Origin of the sequence: Nocardioides sp. NPDC006303 (assembly GCF_040613175.1) — a bacterium.
GTDB lineage: Bacteria > Actinomycetota > Actinomycetes > Propionibacteriales > Nocardioidaceae > Nocardioides.
The window spans coordinates 137,286-153,544 of record NZ_JBEXRR010000002.1 but is presented as its reverse complement, the minus strand read 5'-3'; the positions used below and the strand labels follow the sequence as shown (position 1 = coordinate 153,544).

27 protein-coding genes are annotated in these 16,259 nt (G+C 66.9%); 23 read left to right on the top strand and 4 right to left on the bottom strand.

What is annotated here, in order from left to right:
* Positions 1-18 precede the first annotated feature (18 nt).
* Genes ABZY89_RS02325 through ABZY89_RS02310 form a run of 4 tightly spaced genes read right to left on the bottom strand, consistent with a single transcriptional unit; the run spans position 19 to position 3,879 of the window.
* Positions 19-1,002, bottom strand: a complete 984-nt coding sequence (locus ABZY89_RS02325) for a MoxR family ATPase (protein WP_355224305.1) — start codon at positions 1,000-1,002, stop codon at positions 19-21.
* On the bottom strand, positions 999-2,120 hold the full coding sequence (locus ABZY89_RS02320) for a DUF4350 domain-containing protein (protein ID WP_355224303.1): 1,122 nt from the start codon (positions 2,118-2,120) through the stop codon (positions 999-1,001). The genes ABZY89_RS02325 and ABZY89_RS02320 overlap by 4 nt, the downstream gene beginning before the upstream one ends.
* A 44-nt stretch (positions 2,121-2,164) precedes the next feature.
* Positions 2,165-2,776: a DUF4129 domain-containing protein gene (locus ABZY89_RS02315; RefSeq protein ID WP_355224301.1), complete on the bottom strand. Its 612-nt coding sequence runs from the start codon at positions 2,774-2,776 to the stop codon at positions 2,165-2,167.
* On the bottom strand, positions 2,773-3,879 hold the full coding sequence (locus ABZY89_RS02310) for a hypothetical protein (RefSeq protein WP_355224299.1): 1,107 nt from the start codon (positions 3,877-3,879) through the stop codon (positions 2,773-2,775). The genes ABZY89_RS02315 and ABZY89_RS02310 overlap by 4 nt, the downstream gene beginning before the upstream one ends.
* Positions 3,880-4,294: 415 nt before the next feature.
* On the opposite strand from ABZY89_RS02310, the gene rpsJ reads away from it, so the two are divergent.
* The 23 genes from rpsJ (at position 4,295) to ABZY89_RS02195 (ending at position 16,234) form a co-directional block, all read left to right on the top strand.
* Positions 4,295-4,603 carry a 30S ribosomal protein S10 gene (gene rpsJ / locus ABZY89_RS02305; RefSeq protein ID WP_008360994.1) on the top strand — a complete coding sequence of 103 codons (309 nt, stop codon included), beginning with the start codon at positions 4,295-4,297 and terminating at the stop codon, positions 4,601-4,603.
* 10 nt (positions 4,604-4,613) lie between these two features.
* Positions 4,614-5,270 carry a 50S ribosomal protein L3 gene (gene rplC / locus ABZY89_RS02300; RefSeq protein WP_355224297.1) on the top strand — a complete coding sequence of 219 codons (657 nt, stop codon included), beginning with the start codon at positions 4,614-4,616 and terminating at the stop codon, positions 5,268-5,270.
* 2 nt (positions 5,271-5,272) lie between these two features.
* Positions 5,273-6,166: a 50S ribosomal protein L4 gene (gene rplD, locus ABZY89_RS02295; protein WP_355224295.1), complete on the top strand. Its 894-nt coding sequence runs from the start codon at positions 5,273-5,275 to the stop codon at positions 6,164-6,166.
* Positions 6,163-6,459 carry a 50S ribosomal protein L23 gene (gene rplW, locus ABZY89_RS02290; protein ID WP_008360999.1) on the top strand — a complete coding sequence of 99 codons (297 nt, stop codon included), beginning with the start codon at positions 6,163-6,165 and terminating at the stop codon, positions 6,457-6,459. The genes rplD and rplW overlap by 4 nt, the downstream gene beginning before the upstream one ends.
* 16 nt (positions 6,460-6,475) lie before the next feature.
* Entirely contained in the window at positions 6,476-7,312 is an 837-nt protein-coding gene (gene rplB / locus ABZY89_RS02285; protein ID WP_160027008.1) for a 50S ribosomal protein L2, read from the top strand.
* 3 nt (positions 7,313-7,315) lie between these two features.
* Positions 7,316-7,597 (top strand): 30S ribosomal protein S19, encoded by a 282-nt coding sequence (rpsS, locus tag ABZY89_RS02280; protein WP_008361004.1) that lies wholly within the window; start codon positions 7,316-7,318, stop codon positions 7,595-7,597.
* Entirely contained in the window at positions 7,594-8,013 is a 420-nt protein-coding gene (gene rplV, locus ABZY89_RS02275; RefSeq protein WP_091052384.1) for a 50S ribosomal protein L22, read from the top strand. The genes rpsS and rplV overlap by 4 nt, the downstream gene beginning before the upstream one ends.
* A complete protein-coding gene (rpsC, locus tag ABZY89_RS02270; protein ID WP_355224293.1) occupies positions 8,013-8,846 on the top strand; it encodes a 30S ribosomal protein S3 in 834 nt (277 codons plus the stop codon). The genes rplV and rpsC overlap by 1 nt, the downstream gene beginning before the upstream one ends.
* Positions 8,847-8,849: 3 nt before the next feature.
* Complete coding sequence (rplP, locus tag ABZY89_RS02265) at positions 8,850-9,269, top strand: 50S ribosomal protein L16 (RefSeq protein ID WP_183544361.1); 420 nt, start codon at positions 8,850-8,852, stop codon at positions 9,267-9,269.
* Positions 9,269-9,511, top strand: a complete 243-nt coding sequence (rpmC, locus tag ABZY89_RS02260) for a 50S ribosomal protein L29 (protein WP_292648878.1) — start codon at positions 9,269-9,271, stop codon at positions 9,509-9,511. The genes rplP and rpmC overlap by 1 nt, the downstream gene beginning before the upstream one ends.
* Position 9,512: 1 nt before the next feature.
* Positions 9,513-9,794 (top strand): 30S ribosomal protein S17, encoded by a 282-nt coding sequence (gene rpsQ, locus ABZY89_RS02255; protein ID WP_336734596.1) that lies wholly within the window; start codon positions 9,513-9,515, stop codon positions 9,792-9,794.
* A gap of 172 nt (positions 9,795-9,966) precedes the next feature.
* On the top strand, positions 9,967-10,335 hold the full coding sequence (rplN, locus tag ABZY89_RS02250; protein WP_008361015.1) for a 50S ribosomal protein L14: 369 nt from the start codon (positions 9,967-9,969) through the stop codon (positions 10,333-10,335).
* Positions 10,335-10,694, top strand: coding sequence for a 50S ribosomal protein L24 (gene rplX / locus ABZY89_RS02245; RefSeq protein ID WP_091052390.1), 360 nt, complete (start codon positions 10,335-10,337; stop codon positions 10,692-10,694). The genes rplN and rplX overlap by 1 nt, the downstream gene beginning before the upstream one ends.
* 2 nt (positions 10,695-10,696) lie before the next feature.
* Entirely contained in the window at positions 10,697-11,257 is a 561-nt protein-coding gene (rplE, locus tag ABZY89_RS02240; protein ID WP_091052391.1) for a 50S ribosomal protein L5, read from the top strand.
* A gap of 1 nt (position 11,258) precedes the next feature.
* A complete protein-coding gene (locus ABZY89_RS02235; protein ID WP_017932844.1) occupies positions 11,259-11,444 on the top strand; it encodes a type Z 30S ribosomal protein S14 in 186 nt (61 codons plus the stop codon).
* An 86-nt stretch (positions 11,445-11,530) separates the two neighbouring features.
* The gene (gene rpsH, locus ABZY89_RS02230) at positions 11,531-11,938 is read left to right on the top strand and encodes a 30S ribosomal protein S8 (protein WP_040755997.1); all 408 of its coding nucleotides are present in this window, start codon (positions 11,531-11,533) and stop codon (positions 11,936-11,938) included.
* Between the two features lie 22 nt (positions 11,939-11,960).
* Entirely contained in the window at positions 11,961-12,515 is a 555-nt protein-coding gene (gene rplF, locus ABZY89_RS02225; protein WP_355224291.1) for a 50S ribosomal protein L6, read from the top strand.
* Positions 12,515-12,898 carry a 50S ribosomal protein L18 gene (gene rplR / locus ABZY89_RS02220; RefSeq protein WP_008361025.1) on the top strand — a complete coding sequence of 128 codons (384 nt, stop codon included), beginning with the start codon at positions 12,515-12,517 and terminating at the stop codon, positions 12,896-12,898. Before rplF ends, rplR begins: the two co-directional genes overlap by 1 nt.
* A gap of 34 nt (positions 12,899-12,932) precedes the next feature.
* Positions 12,933-13,544 carry a 30S ribosomal protein S5 gene (gene rpsE, locus ABZY89_RS02215; protein WP_160027014.1) on the top strand — a complete coding sequence of 204 codons (612 nt, stop codon included), beginning with the start codon at positions 12,933-12,935 and terminating at the stop codon, positions 13,542-13,544.
* The gene (gene rpmD, locus ABZY89_RS02210) at positions 13,544-13,726 is read left to right on the top strand and encodes a 50S ribosomal protein L30 (protein WP_008361029.1); all 183 of its coding nucleotides are present in this window, start codon (positions 13,544-13,546) and stop codon (positions 13,724-13,726) included. The genes rpsE and rpmD overlap by 1 nt, the downstream gene beginning before the upstream one ends.
* Before the next feature lies 1 nt (position 13,727).
* Positions 13,728-14,168 carry a 50S ribosomal protein L15 gene (gene rplO, locus ABZY89_RS02205; protein ID WP_091052397.1) on the top strand — a complete coding sequence of 147 codons (441 nt, stop codon included), beginning with the start codon at positions 13,728-13,730 and terminating at the stop codon, positions 14,166-14,168.
* Positions 14,169-14,351: 183 nt separating this feature from the next.
* Positions 14,352-15,662, top strand: a complete 1,311-nt coding sequence (secY, locus tag ABZY89_RS02200) for a preprotein translocase subunit SecY (protein WP_355017756.1) — start codon at positions 14,352-14,354, stop codon at positions 15,660-15,662.
* Positions 15,659-16,234, top strand: a complete 576-nt coding sequence (locus tag ABZY89_RS02195) for an adenylate kinase (RefSeq protein ID WP_355224289.1) — start codon at positions 15,659-15,661, stop codon at positions 16,232-16,234. The genes secY and ABZY89_RS02195 overlap by 4 nt, the downstream gene beginning before the upstream one ends.
* Positions 16,235-16,259: the final 25 nt, after the last annotated feature.

Below are 16,259 nucleotides of genomic sequence, written 5' to 3'. Positions count from 1 at the left end.
AACTGACTTCTCGGCGAGTCATCGGGGGACTGGGACGGCGCCGATGGCGGAGCTCAGGACCTGGCTGACCTGGACGCCTTCCAGTTCGGCCTCGGGGCGTAGGGCGAGGCGGTGGGCAAGGGTGGCGTGAGCCAGGCTCTTCACGTCGTCGGGGGTCACGAAGTCGCGGCCGGCGAGCCAGGCCCAGGCGCGCGCGGAGCGGAGCAGCGCGGTGGCGCCTCGCGGCGACACTCCGGCAGACAGCGACGGCGACTCGCGCGTTGCCCGGGCGATGTCGACGATGTAGCCGGTGACCTCGGGGGAGACCTGGACCGTCGAGACGTGCTGCCGGGCGGCCTCGATGTCGGCGCCCGAGGCGACCGCCGCAACCCCGGCCCCGGCGACGTCGCGCGGGTCGAAGCCGGAGGCGTGGCGGTTGAGGATCTGCACCTCGTCGGAGCGCGAGGGCACCGGGAGGACGACCTTCAGCAGGAACCGGTCCAGCTGCGCCTCGGGGAGCGGGTAGACGCCCTCGTACTCGATCGGGTTCTGGGTCGCGGCCACCAGGAACGGGCGCGGCAGCGGGCGGGTGACCCCGTCGACCGAGACCTGGCCCTCCTCCATGGCCTCGAGCAGCGCCGACTGCGTCTTCGGTGGGGTGCGGTTGATCTCGTCGGCGAGGAGCAGGTTGGTGAAGACGGGTCCCTCCCGGAAGGTGAGCTCGCCGTGGGAGGACTCGACCACCATCGACCCGGTGATGTCGCCGGGCATCAGGTCGGGGGTGAACTGCACGCGGCGGGTCTCCACCGACAGCGCCGCCGACAGCGACCGCACCAGCAGGGTCTTGGCGGTGCCGGGTACGCCCTCCATGAGCACGTGGCCGCCGCACACCAGCGCGACCAGCAGCCCGGAGACCGCGGCATCCTGCCCGACGACCGCCTTGGCGACCTCGGCCCGGACCGCGGTGAGCCGCTCCCGTGCGCCGTCGGGCGACACGTTGGCGATGGTCTCGGATTGGGTCATGGGTGTCGTACCTCTTCCTCAAGGGCAGCCAGCGCGTTGGCCAGCGTGATCAGGTCTTGGTCGTTCTCGATCGGGGCGTCGGTGAGCAGCGCGGAGACCTCGAGATCCGGTCGTCCGGTGCGCTGGACGACGGCGCGTACGACGGCCTCCGGGGTGGCATCGCGCCCCAGCCGCAGTCGCTGGGCGAGGCGGGTGCGGGCGGCCTGCCGCAGCGTCGTCGCGGCGTGCGTGCGGTCACCGGAACGGCGGTAGAGCCGGCCCAGGCTGCGCGTCGTCTCCCCGGCGCGGACATGGACCGGCAGCGGCTCGACCGCCAGCGGACCCAGCCGCCGTCCGCGGGCGACGGCGAAGGCGACGACCGCGAGCAGCAGGAGCCACAGGGCCGGCTTGATCCAGCGCGGCAGGAACGAGCTGGGGGAGTGGGCCTCGTCGGGCGCGAGGTCGTCGAAGGAGGGGACGTACCAGACCAGGTGGTCGTTCTCGCCCAGCAGCCGCAGCGCCACCGCCGCGTTGTCCGCCCGCAGGATCTGGTCGTTGGTCAGCACCTGCGGCGCGCCCCAGACGGTGAGCCCCTCCGCGGGCGCCAGCACCGCGCCGCCCTCGTGCGGGAAGCAGGAGCCGGTGTCGTACGCAGTGACCGCATCGGCCTGGATGCTGAGCCCTTCCCAGCGCGGGTCGTCGCAGCCCGCCTCGACCTTCTCGGGCGTCTGGGCGACCGCGTAGGGGATGCCGAGCATCGCCGACACGTAGGGGGCGGGCTCGGCCAGGATCAGCCCGGCGGCGTCGTCGGTGCGCTCGCGCAGCCGGGATGCGGTGTCCTCGCCGAGGGCGTCGGTGCCGGTCACGAAGACCGTCGTGTCCCGCCCGATCTCGGTGCTCTCCAGGCGCTTCGAGGAGCGAACGATCTCGACCTCGACACCGTGGTCCTCGAGCACCTCGACCAGCGCCCGGGTGCCGTCGGGGTCGGGGCTCTCGGGGTCGTACGCGGCAAAGGACTCCCCGCCCTTCGGCGTCGCGATGTACGCCAGCACGACCGCGATCACGAAGGCCAGCGCGACGATCAGAAGCGGCCGGTTCCGTCGGAACCAACCATCAGACGACCGTGTTGGTTTCGACACGCCTTCGCCTAGCGGCTCCGGCGGCTCAACCAGCGTCTCGGAGCTCATCGCGCCACCGCCAGCTCCTGCTCGAGAGCGAGTACGCCCTCGGCCTGCTCGCGCGTGGCCGGATGGTCGCCATAGAGCACCTCGTTGAACAGCTCCGCGGCCTGTCCGGCACGGCCCTCGAGCGACATCTCCCGCTCCAAGCTGGCGGCGACCTCGGCCGCGGTCAGCCCGGGGTCCTCCGCGAGCCGGCCGCGCTCGACCTGTCGTCTGGCCAGGGCACGGAACCCGTCGATCACGGCGGCGCCGTGATCCCCCGAGGCGTACGCAGCCTCGGCCCGCGCCCTGAGCGCGGCCGCGGAGAGCGACTCGTCGGTGAGGACGTCCCCGTTGCGGTCGCGGGCGACCCGGGGGCTGCGCCGGGCCCGTGAGACCAGCAGGCCGATCCCGACCAGGAGCGCCGCGAAGACGACCATCGCGGCGACGGTCTGGGCCCAGGGCACGTCGCCGACCGACGGCAGGCCGTCGGACAGGGTGCGCTCGATCCAGCGCAGGATCCGCTCGATGAGGTCGAGGTCGTGGTACTCCGGCCCGGCCAGCTCGCGCCGGAGCCAGGAGCGACCCTCCTCGGGCGTCGGCGTCAGAGGAGGGGTCTGTTGGAGGAGGATCATCTGCTCAGCAGCCCGGCCTGCTCCATCAGCTCGACCTCGTAGGACTCCTTGCGGATGCGCTGGTCGAGATACTGCAGGTTGGTCACCGCACCGCTGAACGGGGTCACGATCGCTGCGGAGACCACGGTGGAGACGGCGCTGCCGGCGATGGTCGCGAGGAAGTAGAGGTCGGGCTGGACGACGCCCACGACGCTGGCGACCAGACTGATCGGGAAGGCGATGATCTGGGATGCGAAGCCGACGATGATGGCGGCCAGCAGCCAGATCCCGAAGAGCCGCCAGAACTGTCTCGCCGACAGCTGCCAGGCACGCCCGATGGCGCCGAAGACACCGGTGCGCTCCAGCATCAGTGCTGGCACCGCGAGCAGGTAGAGCCGCACCGTCATGAAGAGGGTGGCCACGATCAGCAGCAGGAACATCAGGATGCCGACCAGGATGGCTGGGACGGGGCTGTCGACGACGAGCGCGAGTACCACCACGGGAGTCGTCGCGACCGCCAGGACCAGGGTGAAGACCACTCCGCTCAGCAGCGCCAGCCCGATCAGCCGCCAGCGCTTGCCGTGGGTCGCCGCCCACGCCTGGCCGAGGGTGAGCTTGCGGCCGATCGCGGCGGCATGGGCTACGTGGGAGATCATCCCGGCAACCAGGATCGCGCCGATCGCCTGCAGGACCGAGCCGAGGAAGAAGGAGCCGAAGGCCACCAGCATGCTGATGACCTCGGAGCCGCCGGGCGAGTAGGCGGGGTCCTCGACGCTGGTCCCGAACCACTCCAGGCTGTCGCCGGTGAAGGTCATCGCCGCGGTCACGCCCAGCGGGATGGCCATCGCGACCGCCGCCACGAGGACCGAGGCGCCGACCGTGGCGCCGGGGTTGAAGCGTACGAGCCGGAAGGCGCCGTCGAGCATGTCGCCGAGGCCCAGCGGGCGCAGCGGGATCGCTCCCGGCTTGTGGGCCGGTGGCAGCGGCTGGGCCCACGCCGGTTGCACCGGTTGGGCCTGCACCGGCTGGGACTGCACCGGCTGGCCCGGCGGGGGTGGGGCCGACGGGTTCGCCGCGCCCTGTTGAGGTTGCTCACCCGGTGGGGGTGGCCACACTCCTGACATCTGGATGCTCCTCGTCACGACGACCGGCGAACTCGCTCGGTTGGGGGCATCCTCTCAGAGCGACCCAGACGACATCGTTGATTTGGAGCCACCTGCGTACGCGTGACAAGATTCTCTGGTTGCTCCAGTGAACTGTTCGCTGGGGTGCGCACACCTTGACTACTGAATCGCGTCACCTGAGCAGGCTGATCAGCCTGTCCGGATGTGGTCTGTGGTCGCCGTGTGCCCATCCCGAAGGCGTGGTTCCAGTGAAGCTGATGGTGAAAGTCCCGTCGAGAAGTCCGGCGTCTGCTTGTGGAAAATAAGCGACACGCCCGACCGCGGGGGTCGGAGCCAGAGGTGAGCAACCGGGCCGACTCAGCCGGAGGAAGCCTGTAGCACGCGGCACGCTGACCAAGAAGGACGAGAGAGACAGATGGCGGGACAGAAGATCCGCATCAGGCTCAAGGCCTATGACCACGAGGTGATCGACACCTCGGCGCGAAAGATCGTGGACACGGTCACCCGTACGGGTGCCAAGGTCGCCGGCCCGGTGCCGCTGCCGACCGAGAAGAACGTGTACTGCGTCATCCGCTCGCCCCACAAGTACAAGGACTCGCGCGAGCACTTCGAGATGCGCACCCACAAGCGCCTCATCGACATCATCGACCCGACCCCGAAGACTGTTGACTCCCTCATGCGGCTCGACCTGCCTGCTGGTGTCGACATCGAGATCAAGCTCTGAGGTTGACGACATGACGATCGAACGCAACGTGAAGGGTCTCCTGGGCACCAAGCTCGGCATGACCCAGCTGTGGGACGAGAACAACGTCGTCGTCCCCGTGACCGTCATCGCGGCGAACACCAACGTCGTGACCCAGGTCCGCACCCCCGAGGCTGACGGCTACAACGCCGTGCAGATCGGCTACGGCGAGATCGACGGCCGCAAGGTGAACAAGCCGGGCGCCGGCCAGTTCGAGAAGGCCGGCACCACGCCGCGCCGCCACCTGGCCGAGATCCGCACCGCCGACGCCGCGACGTACTCCGCCGGCCAGGAGCTCCCCGTCGACACCTTCGCCATCGGCGAGGAGATCGACGTGACGGGCACCTCGAAGGGCAAGGGTTTCGCGGGCACCATGAAGCGTCACGGCTTCTCCGGTGTCGGTGCCTCCCACGGTGCCCACCGCAACCACCGCAAGCCGGGATCGATCGGCGCTTGCGCCACCCCGGGTCGCGTGTTCAAGGGCGTCCGCATGGCCGGTCACATGGGTACTGACACCGTCACCACCCAGAACCTGACCGTGCACGCCGTCGACACCGAGAAGGGCCTCATCCTGGTCAAGGGCGCCATTCCTGGCCCCAAGGGTGGCCTCGTGGTCCTCCGCTCGGCTGCTAAGAAGCTGGAGGCCTGATCATGGCTATCAAGACTGTCAAGGTCGACTTCCCGGCTGAGATCTTCGATGTTGAGGTCAACATCCCGCTGATCCACCAGGTCGTCGTCGCGCAGCAGGCCGCTGCGCGCCAGGGCACGCACTCCACCAAGACCCGCGGCGAGGTCCGCGGCGGTGGACGCAAGCCCTACAAGCAGAAGGGCACCGGTCGCGCCCGTCAGGGTTCGACCCGCGCGCCGCAGTTCGCCGGTGGTGGCACCGTCCACGGCCCGCAGCCGCGTGACTACAGCCAGCGCACCCCCAAGAAGATGAAGGCTGCCGCCCTCCGCGGTGCCCTCTCCGACCGGGCTCGTGCCGGCCAGATCCACGTGGCCGAGTTCACCCTCGAGGCGCCCTCCACCAAGACCGCGCTGACCGCCCTCAAGGCGATCTCGGACGTCAAGCGTTACCTCGTCGTCCTGGACCGCTCCGAGTCCGTCGCCGCACTGAGCCTGCGCAACGCCCCTGAGGTGCACCTGCTCTGGGCCGACCAGCTCAACACCTACGACGTCCTCGTCTCTGACGACGTTGTCTTCTCCAAGCCGGCCTTCGAGGTCTTCATCTCGGGCAAGCCGGTCGTCGCCGCCAAGGAGACCGTCACCATCGGTGAGGTCGAGAAGGACGCGATCAAGGAGGCTGCCGTCGAGCCCGCCAAGGAGATCGACCTCCCCGAGGGCGCTGTCGCGCCGCTCGAGGACGGCTCGGCCCCCGAGGGCTTCGACGTCAAGGGCAACGTCAAGGGCAAGGACAAGAAGTTCCACGCCCCGGGCGGCCGTTGGTACGAGTCCACCAAGGCGGAGTTCTACTTCAAGTCCGCCGAGGACGCTATCGCGGCTGGTTTCGTTGAGGCCGGCAAGAAGAAGGAGGCCGACAAGTGAGCACGCTGCACTACGACCCCCGCGACATCCTGATCGCGCCGGTGGTCTCCGAGAAGAGCTACGGCCTCCTCGACCAGAACAAGTACACCTTCATCGTTCGCCCCGACGCGAACAAGACCGAGATCAAGATCGCGGTCGAGAAGGTGTTCGACGTCAAGGTGACCTCGGTCAACACGATCAACCGCAAGGGCAAGGCCCGTCGTACGCGTTACGGCCTGGGCAAGCGCCCCGACACCAAGCGCGCGATCGTCTCCCTGGCTGAGGGCGACCGCATCGACATCTTCGGCGCGTGAGAAGGACTGACTGAACATGGCTATTCGTAAGTACAAGCCGACCACCCCGGGCCGTCGTGGCTCGTCGGTGGCCGACTTCGCCGAGATCACTCGGACCACGCCGGAGAAGTCGCTGACGGTGCCCCTTCCCAAGAAGGGCGGCCGCAACAACCAGGGCCGTATCACCACTCGTCACAAGGGTGGTGGCCACAAGCGGGCCTACCGGATCATCGACTTCCGTCGCTACGACAAGGACGGCGTGCCGGCCAAGGTCGCTCACATCGAGTACGACCCGAACCGCACCGCCCGTATCGCCCTGCTGCACTACTTCGACGGCGAGAAGCGCTACATCCTCGCGCCCGTCGGCGTCAGCCAGGGCACCGTCGTGGAGTCCGGTCCCACCGCCGACATCAAGCCCGGCAACAACCTCCCGCTGCGCAACATCCCGGTTGGTACCACCATCCACGCTGTTGAGCTGCGTCCGGGTGGCGGCGCGAAGATCGCCCGCTCCGCCGGCATGAGCGCCCAGCTGGTCGCTCGTGAGGGCTCCAAGGCCACGCTGCGTATGCCTTCGGGTGAGATGCGCTTCGTCGACGTGCGCTGCCGCGCCACCGTCGGTGAGGTCGGCAACGCCGAGCAGTCCAACATCAACTGGGGCAAGGCCGGCCGTATGCGGTGGAAGGGCGTTCGCCCGACCGTCCGCGGTGTCGTCATGAACCCGGTCGACCACCCGCACGGTGGTGGTGAGGGTAAGACCTCTGGTGGCCGTCACCCGGTCAGCCCCTGGGGTAAGCCCGAGGGCCGTACGCGTAAGCGCAAGGCCTCTGACTCGCAGATCATCCGCCGCCGTAAGAGCGGGAAGGGTAGGAAGTAAGCAATGCCTCGCAGCCTGAAGAAGGGCCCCTTCATCGACGACCACCTTCAGAAGAAGGTGGACGCCGAGAACGAGAAGGGCACCCACAACGTGATCAAGACCTGGTCGCGCCGCTCGATGATCGTGCCCGAGATGATCGGTCACACCATCGCGGTGCACGACGGTCGCAAGCACGTCCCGGTCTTCGTGTCCGACTCGATGGTCGGTCACAAGCTGGGCGAGTTCGCCCCGACCCGCACGTTCAAGGGTCACATCAAGGACGACCGGAAGGGACGCCGTCGATGACCACCACCGAACGGCAGCGCATCAGCGCCCGCCGCGACTCCCTGCTCGGCGACCAGCCGGGTGCCTTCGCGAGTGCCCGCTTCGTGCGGATCACCCCGCTGAAGGCACGCCGCGTCGTCGACCTGGTCCGCGGCCTGCCCGTCGACGAGGCTCTGTCCCTGCTGCAGTTCGCGCCGCAGGCAGCCTCCGAGACTGTTTACAAGGTTCTCGAGAGCGCCATCGCCAACGCGGTGTCGACCGAGGGTCTGGACCGTGACGACCTCGTCGTCTCGGTCGCCATGGTCGACGAAGGTCCGACCATGAAGCGCTGGCGCCCCCGCGCCCAGGGTCGTGCGACCCGCATCAACAAGCGGACCTCGCACATCACCCTGGTCGTGCAGCCGGCCGACGTCGTCGAGAAGGGCGGTAAGAAGTAATGGGTCAGAAGATCAACCCGAACGGCTTCCGCCTGGGCATCTCGACCGACCACAAGTCGCGTTGGTACGCCGACAAGCAGTACAAGGAGTACGTCGGCGAGGACGTCAAGATCCGCAAGCTGCTCAGCAAGGGCATGGAGCGGGCCGGCATCGCCAAGGTCGAGATCGAGCGCACCCGTGACCGCGTCCGTGTGGACATCCACACCGCGCGTCCCGGCATCGTCATCGGTCGCCGCGGCGCCGAGGCCGACCGCCTCCGCACCGAGCTGGAGAAGCTCACCGGCAAGCAGGTTCAGCTGAACATCCTCGAGGTCAAGAACCCCGAGGTCGACGCTCAGCTGGTCGCCCAGGGTGTCGCCGAGCAGCTCAGCGGTCGCGTTCAGTTCCGTCGCGCGATGCGTAAGGCCATGCAGACCACCATGCGCTCCGGTGCCAAGGGCATCCGGATCCAGTGCTCGGGTCGTCTGAACGGCGCCGAGATGTCGCGTACCGAGTTCTACCGCGAGGGTCGCGTGCCGCTGCACACCCTTCGCGCGGACATCGACTACGGCTTCTACGAGGCCCGCACGACCTTCGGCCGCATCGGCGTGAAGGTCTGGATCTACAAGGGCGAGGTCTCCGGATCGCGCGCCGAGCGTCAGGCCGCCCAGGCCGCCCGTGCGGGCGTCCCGGGTCGCGGTGGCGAGCGCGGCGGCCGCGGTGGCCGTGGCGGCGACCGTCCGTCGCGTGGCTCCCGTGGTGACCGCCCGAACCGCGCTGACCGCGCGGCGAAGACTGAGGCGCCGGCTGCCGCTGAGGCTCCCGCCGCCGAGACCACGTCCCAGGAGGGCTGACCCATGCTGATGCCCCGTCGAGTCAAGCACCGCAAGCAGCACCACCCGAAGCGCACTGGCGTGGCCAAGGGTGGCACGAAGCTCGCGTTTGGTGAGTACGGCATCCAGGCGATCGAGGGTCACTACGTGACCAACCGCCAGATCGAGGCAGCGCGTATCGCGATGACTCGTCACATCAAGCGAGGCGGCAAGGTGTGGATCAACATCTACCCCGACGTCCCGCTGACCAAGAAGCCCGCCGAGACCCGCATGGGTTCCGGTAAGGGTTCGCCCGAGTGGTGGGTTGCCAACGTCAAGCCGGGCCGCGTCATGTTCGAGCTCTCCGGTGTCGACGAGAACACGGCCCGCGAGGCGATGCGCCGCGCGATCCACAAGCTGCCCATGAAGTGCCGTTTCATCACGCGAGAGGCTGGTGAGTTCTGATGGCTAACTCCCTGCAGGCGTTCGAGCTGGACGAGCTCACCGACGTCGACCTCGAGGCGAAGCTGCGCGAGGCGAAGGAGGAGCTGTTCAACCTCCGGTTCCAGGCGGCCACCGGCCAGCTGGAGAGCCACGGTCGGCTCCGCACCGTCAAGAAGGACATCGCCCGGATCTACACCGTGGTGCGTGAGCGCGAGCTCGGCATCCGCGTGGCCCCGGGTGCCGAGACCACTGAGGAGGCCTGAGATGGCTACCGAGTCCACCCAGGACACCACCGAGCGCAACACGCGCAAGGTGCGCGAGGGCCTCGTCGTCAGCGACAAGATGGACAAGACCATCGTCGTCGAGGTCGAGGACCGCGTGAAGCACCCGCTCTACGGCAAGGTCATGCGCCGTAGCAGCAAGCTCAAGGCTCACGACGAGCAGAACACCGCCGGCATCGGCGACCGCGTCCTGGTCATGGAGACCCGGCCGCTGTCCGCGACCAAGCGGTGGCGCCTCGTCGAGGTCGTCGAGCGCGCCAAGTGATCCTCGTCTCGTAAGAGACGGATCCGGCAGGCGGCAAACGTCGCCAAATTGACCAAAGGGCGCAGGTCCAGCGACCATTGTTCGCTGGGCCTGTGCCCATCAAATCCCATTACGTTCGGCAAGGCTCGACCGCCCTGGATGCGGTTGAGAACCAGCTCGACAAGGAGAAGTAATGATCCAGCAGGAGTCGCGACTCAAGGTCGCCGACAACACTGGTGCGAAGGAGATCCTTTGCATTCGTGTGCTCGGTGGTTCCGGTCGTCGCTACGCCGGCATCGGCGACACCATCGTCGCCACCGTCAAGGACGCTATCCCCGGTGGCAACGTGAAGAAGGGTGACGTCGTCAAGGCCGTCATCGTGCGCACCGTCAAGGAGCGCCGCCGCGCTGACGGCTCGTACATCCGCTTCGACGAGAACGCCGCCGTCATTCTCAAGAACGACGGTGAGCCGCGAGGCACCCGCATCTTCGGCCCGGTCGGCCGCGAGCTGCGCGACAAGAAGTTCATGAAGATCATCTCGCTTGCGCCGGAGGTGCTGTGATGGGTCGCTCGCACATCAAGAAGGGCGACACCGTCAAGGTGATCGCTGGTAAGGACAAGGGCGGCTCCGGCAAGGTGATCGCTGTCCTCACCCAGGAGGACCGTGTGATCGTCGAGGGCATCAACCTCGTCAAGAAGCACACCAAGGTCCAGGACCAGGGCGGCCGCGCCGGCACCACCGGCGGCATCGTGAACACCGAGGCCCCGATCCACGTTTCCAACGTCCAGCTGCTCGAGGGTGGCGAGCCGGTTCGCGTCGGCTACCGCCGTGAGACGGTCCAGAAGCGTCGCCCCGACGGGTCGACGTACGCCGCCGAGCGCAGCGTTCGCATCTCGCGCAAGACCGGTAAGGACATCTGATCATGACCGACACCGCTGTGGCCCCGCGCCTCAAGACGAAGTACCGCGAGGAGATCGCCCCGGCCCTGCAGGCCGAGTTCGAGATCCCGAATGTCATGCAGATCCCCGGTCTGACCAAGATCGTCGTCAACATGGGTGTGGGCGAGGCTGCTCGCGACTCCAAGCTGATCGAGGGCGCCGTCAACGACCTGACCGCGATCACCGGCCAGAAGCCGCTGATCAACAAGGCGAAGAAGTCCATCGCGCAGTTCAAGCTGCGCGAGGGCATGCCGATCGGTGCGCACGTCACGCTGCGCGGCGACCGCATGTGGGAGTTCCTCGACCGCCTGCTCTCGCTCGCGCTGCCCCGCATCAGGGACTTCCGCGGCCTGAACGGCAAGCAGTTCGACGGCAACGGCAACTACACCTTCGGTCTCACCGAGCAGGTCATGTTCCACGAGATCAACCAGGACAAGATCGACCGCTCGCGGGGCATGGACATCACCCTCGTGACGACTGCCACCAACGACGACCAGGGTCGCGCGCTGCTCAAGGCGCTCGGCTTCCCGTTCAAGGAGAACTGAGATGGCGAAGACCGCTCTCAAGGTGAAGGCCGCCCGCAAGCCGAAGTTTGCGGTTCGCGGTTACACCCGCTGCCAGCGCTGCGGCCGCCCGAAGGCCGTGTTCCGCAAGTTCGGCCTGTGCCGAATCTGCCTGCGCGAGATGGCCCACCGGGGCGAGCTGCCCGGCGTCACCAAGTCCTCCTGGTGAGCGATCACCGTTCCAACCACTGACGTTGAAGGTCCTCATGACTTTGTGTCGTGAGGAAACCACTACGAGAAAGGGCCGTTCGGCCAATGACGATGACTGACCCGATCGCAGACATGCTCACTCGTCTGCGTAACGCCAACCAGGCGTACCACGATGCGGTTTCGATGCCGTACAGCAAGCTGAAGCAGGGCGTCGCTGAGATCCTCCAGCAGGAGGGCTACATCACCAAGTACGAGGTGCTGGAGCCCACCGAGGGCCAGGTCGGCAAGACCCTGTCGATCACCCTCAAGTACGGCCGCAACCGTGAGCGCTCGATTGCCGGCGTACGCCGCATCAGCAAGCCCGGTCTGCGTGTCTACGCGAAGCACACCGGTCTCCCGAAGGTGCTCGGCGGCCTCGGCGTCGCGATCATCTCGACGAGCCAGGGTCTGCTGACCGACCGCCAGGCGAACAAGAAGGGCGTAGGTGGGGAAGTCCTCGCCTACGTCTGGTAATCAGGGAAGGGAGAGAAGAGAAATGTCGCGTATTGGCAAGCTCCCCGTCCCGGTTCCGGCCGGCGTGGACGTCACCATCGACGGCCAGGTCGTGAGCGTCAAGGGTCCCAAGGGCTCCCTGTCGCACACCGTGGTCGACCCGATCACCGTCGAGAAGGGCCAGGACGACGAGGGCCGTGGCGTCCTCGACGTCAAGCGCCCCGACGACAGCCGGGACAACAAGGCCCTCCACGGCCTGTCCCGCACGCTGATCAACAACATGGTCCTGGGTGTCACCGAGGGCTACGAGAAGAAGCTCGAGATCGTCGGCGTGGGTTACCGCGTGCTGTCGAAGGGCCCGACCAAGCTGGAGTTCCAGCTGGGTTACTCCCACTCGATCGTCTTCGACGCGCCCGAGGGCATCACCTTCACCACCGACGGTCCGACCAAGCTCGGTGTCGTCGGCATCGACAAGCAGCTCGTCGGTGAGGTTGCGGCCAACATTCGCAAGCTGCGCAAGCCGGAGCCCTACAAGGGCAAGGGCGTTCGTTACGCCGGCGAGAACATCCGCCGCAAGGTCGGAAAGGCTGGTAAGTGATGGCCATCTCGCTGTCGAACAACAAGCACACCGCTTCCCGTGTCCGCTCGCGCCTGCGTCGTCAGGCCCGCGGTCGCAAGAAGATCGAGGGTACGCCGGAGCGCCCGCGCCTCGTCGTGACCCGGTCGGCCAAGCACATCACCGCCCAGGTCGTCGACGACCTGGCCGGCAAGACGCTTGCCTCGGCTTCGACCATCGAGGGCGACCTGCGGTCGGCCTCCGGTGACAAGACCGCCAAGGCCAAGCAGGTCGGCGAGCTGGTTGCGTCGCGTGCCAAGGCCGCTGGGGTGGAGACCGTCGTCTTCGACCGTGCCGGCAACAAGTACCACGGCCGTGTCGCCGCGCTCGCCGATGGCGCGCGCGAGGCCGGTCTGACCTTCTGATCGCAACGATCGAACGAGAGAAGAGGAAAGTCTGATGAGCGGAGCCCAGCGCGGACAGCGTGGTGGCGAGCGCCGAGGTCGCGACGACCGTCGCAACCAGAGCGCCGACAAGACCGCCTACATCGAGAAGGTCGTCGCGATCAACCGAGTTGCCAAGGTCGTGAAGGGTGGTCGTCGCTTCAGCTTCACCGCCCTTGTGATCGTCGGTGACGGTGAAGGTCTGGTCGGCGTCGGCTACGGTAAGGCGAAGGAAGTTCCCGCGGCGATCGCCAAGGGTGTCGAGGAAGCGAAGAAGCACTTCTTCCGCGTTCCCCGCATCCAGGGCACGATCCCGCACCCGGTGCAGGGTGAGAAGGCCGCTGGTGTGGTCCTTCTTCGTCCGGCCGCCCCTGGTACCGGTGTCATCGCCGGTGGTCCGGTGCGCGCCGTCCTGGAGTGCGCCGGCATCCACGACGTGCTGAGCAAGTCGCTCGGTTCGTCCAACCAGATCAACATCGTCCACGCGACGGTGGAGGCCCTCAGGATGCTCGAGACGCCTGAGGCTGTCGCCGCCCGCCGTGGTCTCCCCGTTGAGGACGTCGCCCCGGACGCGCTGCTCAAGGCGCAGGCCGAGGCTACGGCTCCCGCCGTGGAGGTGTCGGCCTGATGGCGCAGCTGAAGGTCCAGCAGAAGAAGGGCCTCGTTGGTCTCAAGCAGAACCAGCGAGACACCCTGCGTACGCTCGGTCTCAAGCGGATCGGCGACGTGGTCGTCAAGGAGGACCGCCCGGAGATCCGCGGCATGGTCCAGACCGTCCGTCACCTGGTGACGGTCGAGGAGGTCGACTGATATGGCACTCAAGGTGCACAACCTGGCGCCGGCTCCCGGTGCCAAGAAGGCCAAGACCCGTGTGGGTCGTGGTGAGGCGTCCAAGGGTAAGACGGCCGGCCGTGGTACCAAGGGCACGAAGGCCCGTTACCAGGTCCCCGCTTACTTCGAGGGTGGCCAGACCCCGATGCACATGCGACTCCCCAAGCTGAAGGGTTTCAAGAACCCCTTCAAGGTGGAGTTCCAGGTCGTCAACCTCGACAAGCTCAACGAGCTTTTCCCCGAGGGTGGCGTCGTCACCCCCGAGACCCTGATCGAGAAGGGTGCCGTCCGCAAGGGCCACCCGGTCAAGGTCCTGGGCCAGGGTGACCTGACCGTCAAGGTCGAGATCAGCGCCAACGCCTTCTCCGGCACTGCCAAGGAGAAGATCGAGGCCGCTGGCGGAACTGTCACGGTTCTCTGACAGTTCTACTAACGTAGAGCCTGTCACGTGGGAGCGCGGCCGGGTCGCCCCTTCGGGGTCCCGACCGCGCTCCCGCTGTTTCAGCCCTACGTGTAAGAACTGCCGTGGGGGCTGTTAGGCTGCCACGGGTTTTCGCATCGGCGCAGGCCCTGCGACCCCTGATTGTCGAAAGAGGAACCATTCGTGCTTGGCGCGTTCGCATCAGCGTTCCGTACTCCGGACCTGCGCAAGAAGCTGCTCTTCGTTCTCTTCATCGTCGTGATCTTCAGGGCTGGGTCCCAGATCCCGGCTCCTGGCGTTCACGTCGCGAACGTCCAGCAGTGTCTTGACGCGGCTCAGACCGGTGACAGCGCCGGCCTCTACAACCTGGTCAATCTCTTCTCCGGTGGCGCACTGCTGCAGTTGACGATCTTCGCGCTCGGCATCATGCCGTACATCACCGCGAGCATCATCCTGCAGCTTCTCGTCGTGGTGATCCCTCGCCTCGAGCGCCTCAAGAAGGAGGGCCAGGCGGGGCAGACGAAGATCACGCAGTACACCCGCTACCTGACCCTCGGTCTCGCGGTCCTGCAGGCCACCGGCATCGTCGCGCTGGCCCGTTCCGGCGACCTGCTCCAGGGCTGCACCCAGCCGCTGCTGCACGACGACGGCACCGCCACCTTCCTGGTCATGGTCATCACCATGACCGCCGGCACCGCGGTCATCATGTGGCTCGGTGAGCTCATCACCGAGCGCGGCATCGGCAACGGTATGTCGATCCTCATCTTCACCCAGGTCGTCGCCACCTTCCCGGCCACCATGTGGGCGGTCAAGAACGACAAGGGCTGGTGGACCTTCGCGATCGTGATCGTCATCGGTCTGGCGATCATGGCGGCGGTCATCTTCATCGAGCAGGCCCAGCGCCGGATCCCGGTCCAGTACGCGCGTCGCATGGTCGGTCGCAAGATGTTCGGCGGCTCCTCGACCTACATCCCGCTCAAGGTGAACCAGGCCGGTGTCATCCCGGTCATCTTCGCCTCGTCGCTGCTCTACCTGCCGGCGATGGCGGCGCAGTTCAACCAGAACGCGCAGAACCCCCCGGTGTGGGTCGACTGGATCAACAACTACTTCGTCCAGGGCGACCACCCGATCTACATGGCGACGTACTTCGCGCTGATCATCTTCTTCACCTACTTCTACGTGTCGATCACCTTCAACCCGCCGGAGGTCGCCGACAACATGAAGAAGTACGGCGGCTTCATTCCAGGAATTCGGGCCGGGAAGCCGACCGAGGACTACCTGTCCTACGTTCTGTCCCGTATCACACTGCCGGGCTCGCTCTACCTCGGTCTGGTTGCGCTCATCCCGCTGATCGCGCTGGCGCTCATCAACGCGAACCAGAACTTCCCGTTCGGCGGCACCTCGATCCTCATCATGGTCGGCGTCGCCCTCGACACGGTGAAGCAGATCGAGAGCCAGCTCCAGCAGCGCAACTATGAAGGGTTCCTCCGATGAGACTGATCATCATGGGCCCGCCGGGAGCCGGTAAGGGCACCCAGGCGAAGTTCATCGCCGAGCACTTCGAGATCCCCGCGATCTCGACCGGCGACATCTTCCGCGCCAACGTCACCCAGGGCACGCCCTTGGGCATCGAGGCTGCGTCCTACATGGACAAGGGAGAGTACGTCCCGGACTCGGTCACGAACCTGATGGTCCGCAACCGCATCGACGAGCCCGACGCAGCCCAGGGATTCCTGCTCGACGGCTACCCGCGCACGCTTGCGCAGGTCGAGGAGCTCGACGGGATGATCAAGTACACCGGCCACGCGCTGGACGCGGTGGTCGTGCTGACGGTCGACAAGGACGAGATCGTGCAGCGGCTGCTGCAGCGTGCCGAGCTCGAGGGTCGCGCCGACGACACCGAGGACGTCATCCGCCGCCGTCAGGAGGTCTACCTCGAGGAGACCGCGCCGCTGATCGAGGTCTACAAGGGCCGCGGCCTGGTCCACGAGATCGACGGCATGGGCGACGTCGACGACGTCACCAAGCGGATCTTCGACGAGCTCGACATCATCCCTGAGTCCTGAAACCAATATCTTGTACGCAACGGGG

Coding starts and splice junctions, on each gene's coding strand:
- ABZY89_RS02325 (WP_355224305.1), bottom strand. CDS start 1,002: ATGACCCAATCCGAGACCATCGCCAACGTGTCGCCCGACGGCGCACGG.
- ABZY89_RS02315 (WP_355224301.1), bottom strand. CDS start 2,776: ATGATCCTCCTCCAACAGACCCCTCCTCTGACGCCGACGCCCGAGGAG.
- ABZY89_RS02310 (WP_355224299.1), bottom strand. CDS start 3,879: ATGTCAGGAGTGTGGCCACCCCCACCGGGTGAGCAACCTCAACAGGGC.
- rpsJ (WP_008360994.1), top strand. CDS start 4,295: ATGGCGGGACAGAAGATCCGCATCAGGCTCAAGGCCTATGACCACGAG.
- rplC (WP_355224297.1), top strand. CDS start 4,614: ATGACGATCGAACGCAACGTGAAGGGTCTCCTGGGCACCAAGCTCGGC.
- rplD (WP_355224295.1), top strand. CDS start 5,273: ATGGCTATCAAGACTGTCAAGGTCGACTTCCCGGCTGAGATCTTCGAT.
- rplB (WP_160027008.1), top strand. CDS start 6,476: ATGGCTATTCGTAAGTACAAGCCGACCACCCCGGGCCGTCGTGGCTCG.
- rpsS (WP_008361004.1), top strand. CDS start 7,316: ATGCCTCGCAGCCTGAAGAAGGGCCCCTTCATCGACGACCACCTTCAG.
- rplV (WP_091052384.1), top strand. CDS start 7,594: ATGACCACCACCGAACGGCAGCGCATCAGCGCCCGCCGCGACTCCCTG.
- rpsC (WP_355224293.1), top strand. CDS start 8,013: ATGGGTCAGAAGATCAACCCGAACGGCTTCCGCCTGGGCATCTCGACC.
- rplP (WP_183544361.1), top strand. CDS start 8,850: ATGCTGATGCCCCGTCGAGTCAAGCACCGCAAGCAGCACCACCCGAAG.
- rpmC (WP_292648878.1), top strand. CDS start 9,269: ATGGCTAACTCCCTGCAGGCGTTCGAGCTGGACGAGCTCACCGACGTC.
- rpsQ (WP_336734596.1), top strand. CDS start 9,513: ATGGCTACCGAGTCCACCCAGGACACCACCGAGCGCAACACGCGCAAG.
- rplN (WP_008361015.1), top strand. CDS start 9,967: ATGATCCAGCAGGAGTCGCGACTCAAGGTCGCCGACAACACTGGTGCG.
- rplX (WP_091052390.1), top strand. CDS start 10,335: ATGGGTCGCTCGCACATCAAGAAGGGCGACACCGTCAAGGTGATCGCT.
- rplE (WP_091052391.1), top strand. CDS start 10,697: ATGACCGACACCGCTGTGGCCCCGCGCCTCAAGACGAAGTACCGCGAG.
- ABZY89_RS02235 (WP_017932844.1), top strand. CDS start 11,259: ATGGCGAAGACCGCTCTCAAGGTGAAGGCCGCCCGCAAGCCGAAGTTT.
- rpsH (WP_040755997.1), top strand. CDS start 11,531: ATGACGATGACTGACCCGATCGCAGACATGCTCACTCGTCTGCGTAAC.
- rplF (WP_355224291.1), top strand. CDS start 11,961: ATGTCGCGTATTGGCAAGCTCCCCGTCCCGGTTCCGGCCGGCGTGGAC.
- rplR (WP_008361025.1), top strand. CDS start 12,515: ATGGCCATCTCGCTGTCGAACAACAAGCACACCGCTTCCCGTGTCCGC.
- rpsE (WP_160027014.1), top strand. CDS start 12,933: ATGAGCGGAGCCCAGCGCGGACAGCGTGGTGGCGAGCGCCGAGGTCGC.
- rpmD (WP_008361029.1), top strand. CDS start 13,544: ATGGCGCAGCTGAAGGTCCAGCAGAAGAAGGGCCTCGTTGGTCTCAAG.
- rplO (WP_091052397.1), top strand. CDS start 13,728: ATGGCACTCAAGGTGCACAACCTGGCGCCGGCTCCCGGTGCCAAGAAG.
- ABZY89_RS02195 (WP_355224289.1), top strand. CDS start 15,659: ATGAGACTGATCATCATGGGCCCGCCGGGAGCCGGTAAGGGCACCCAG.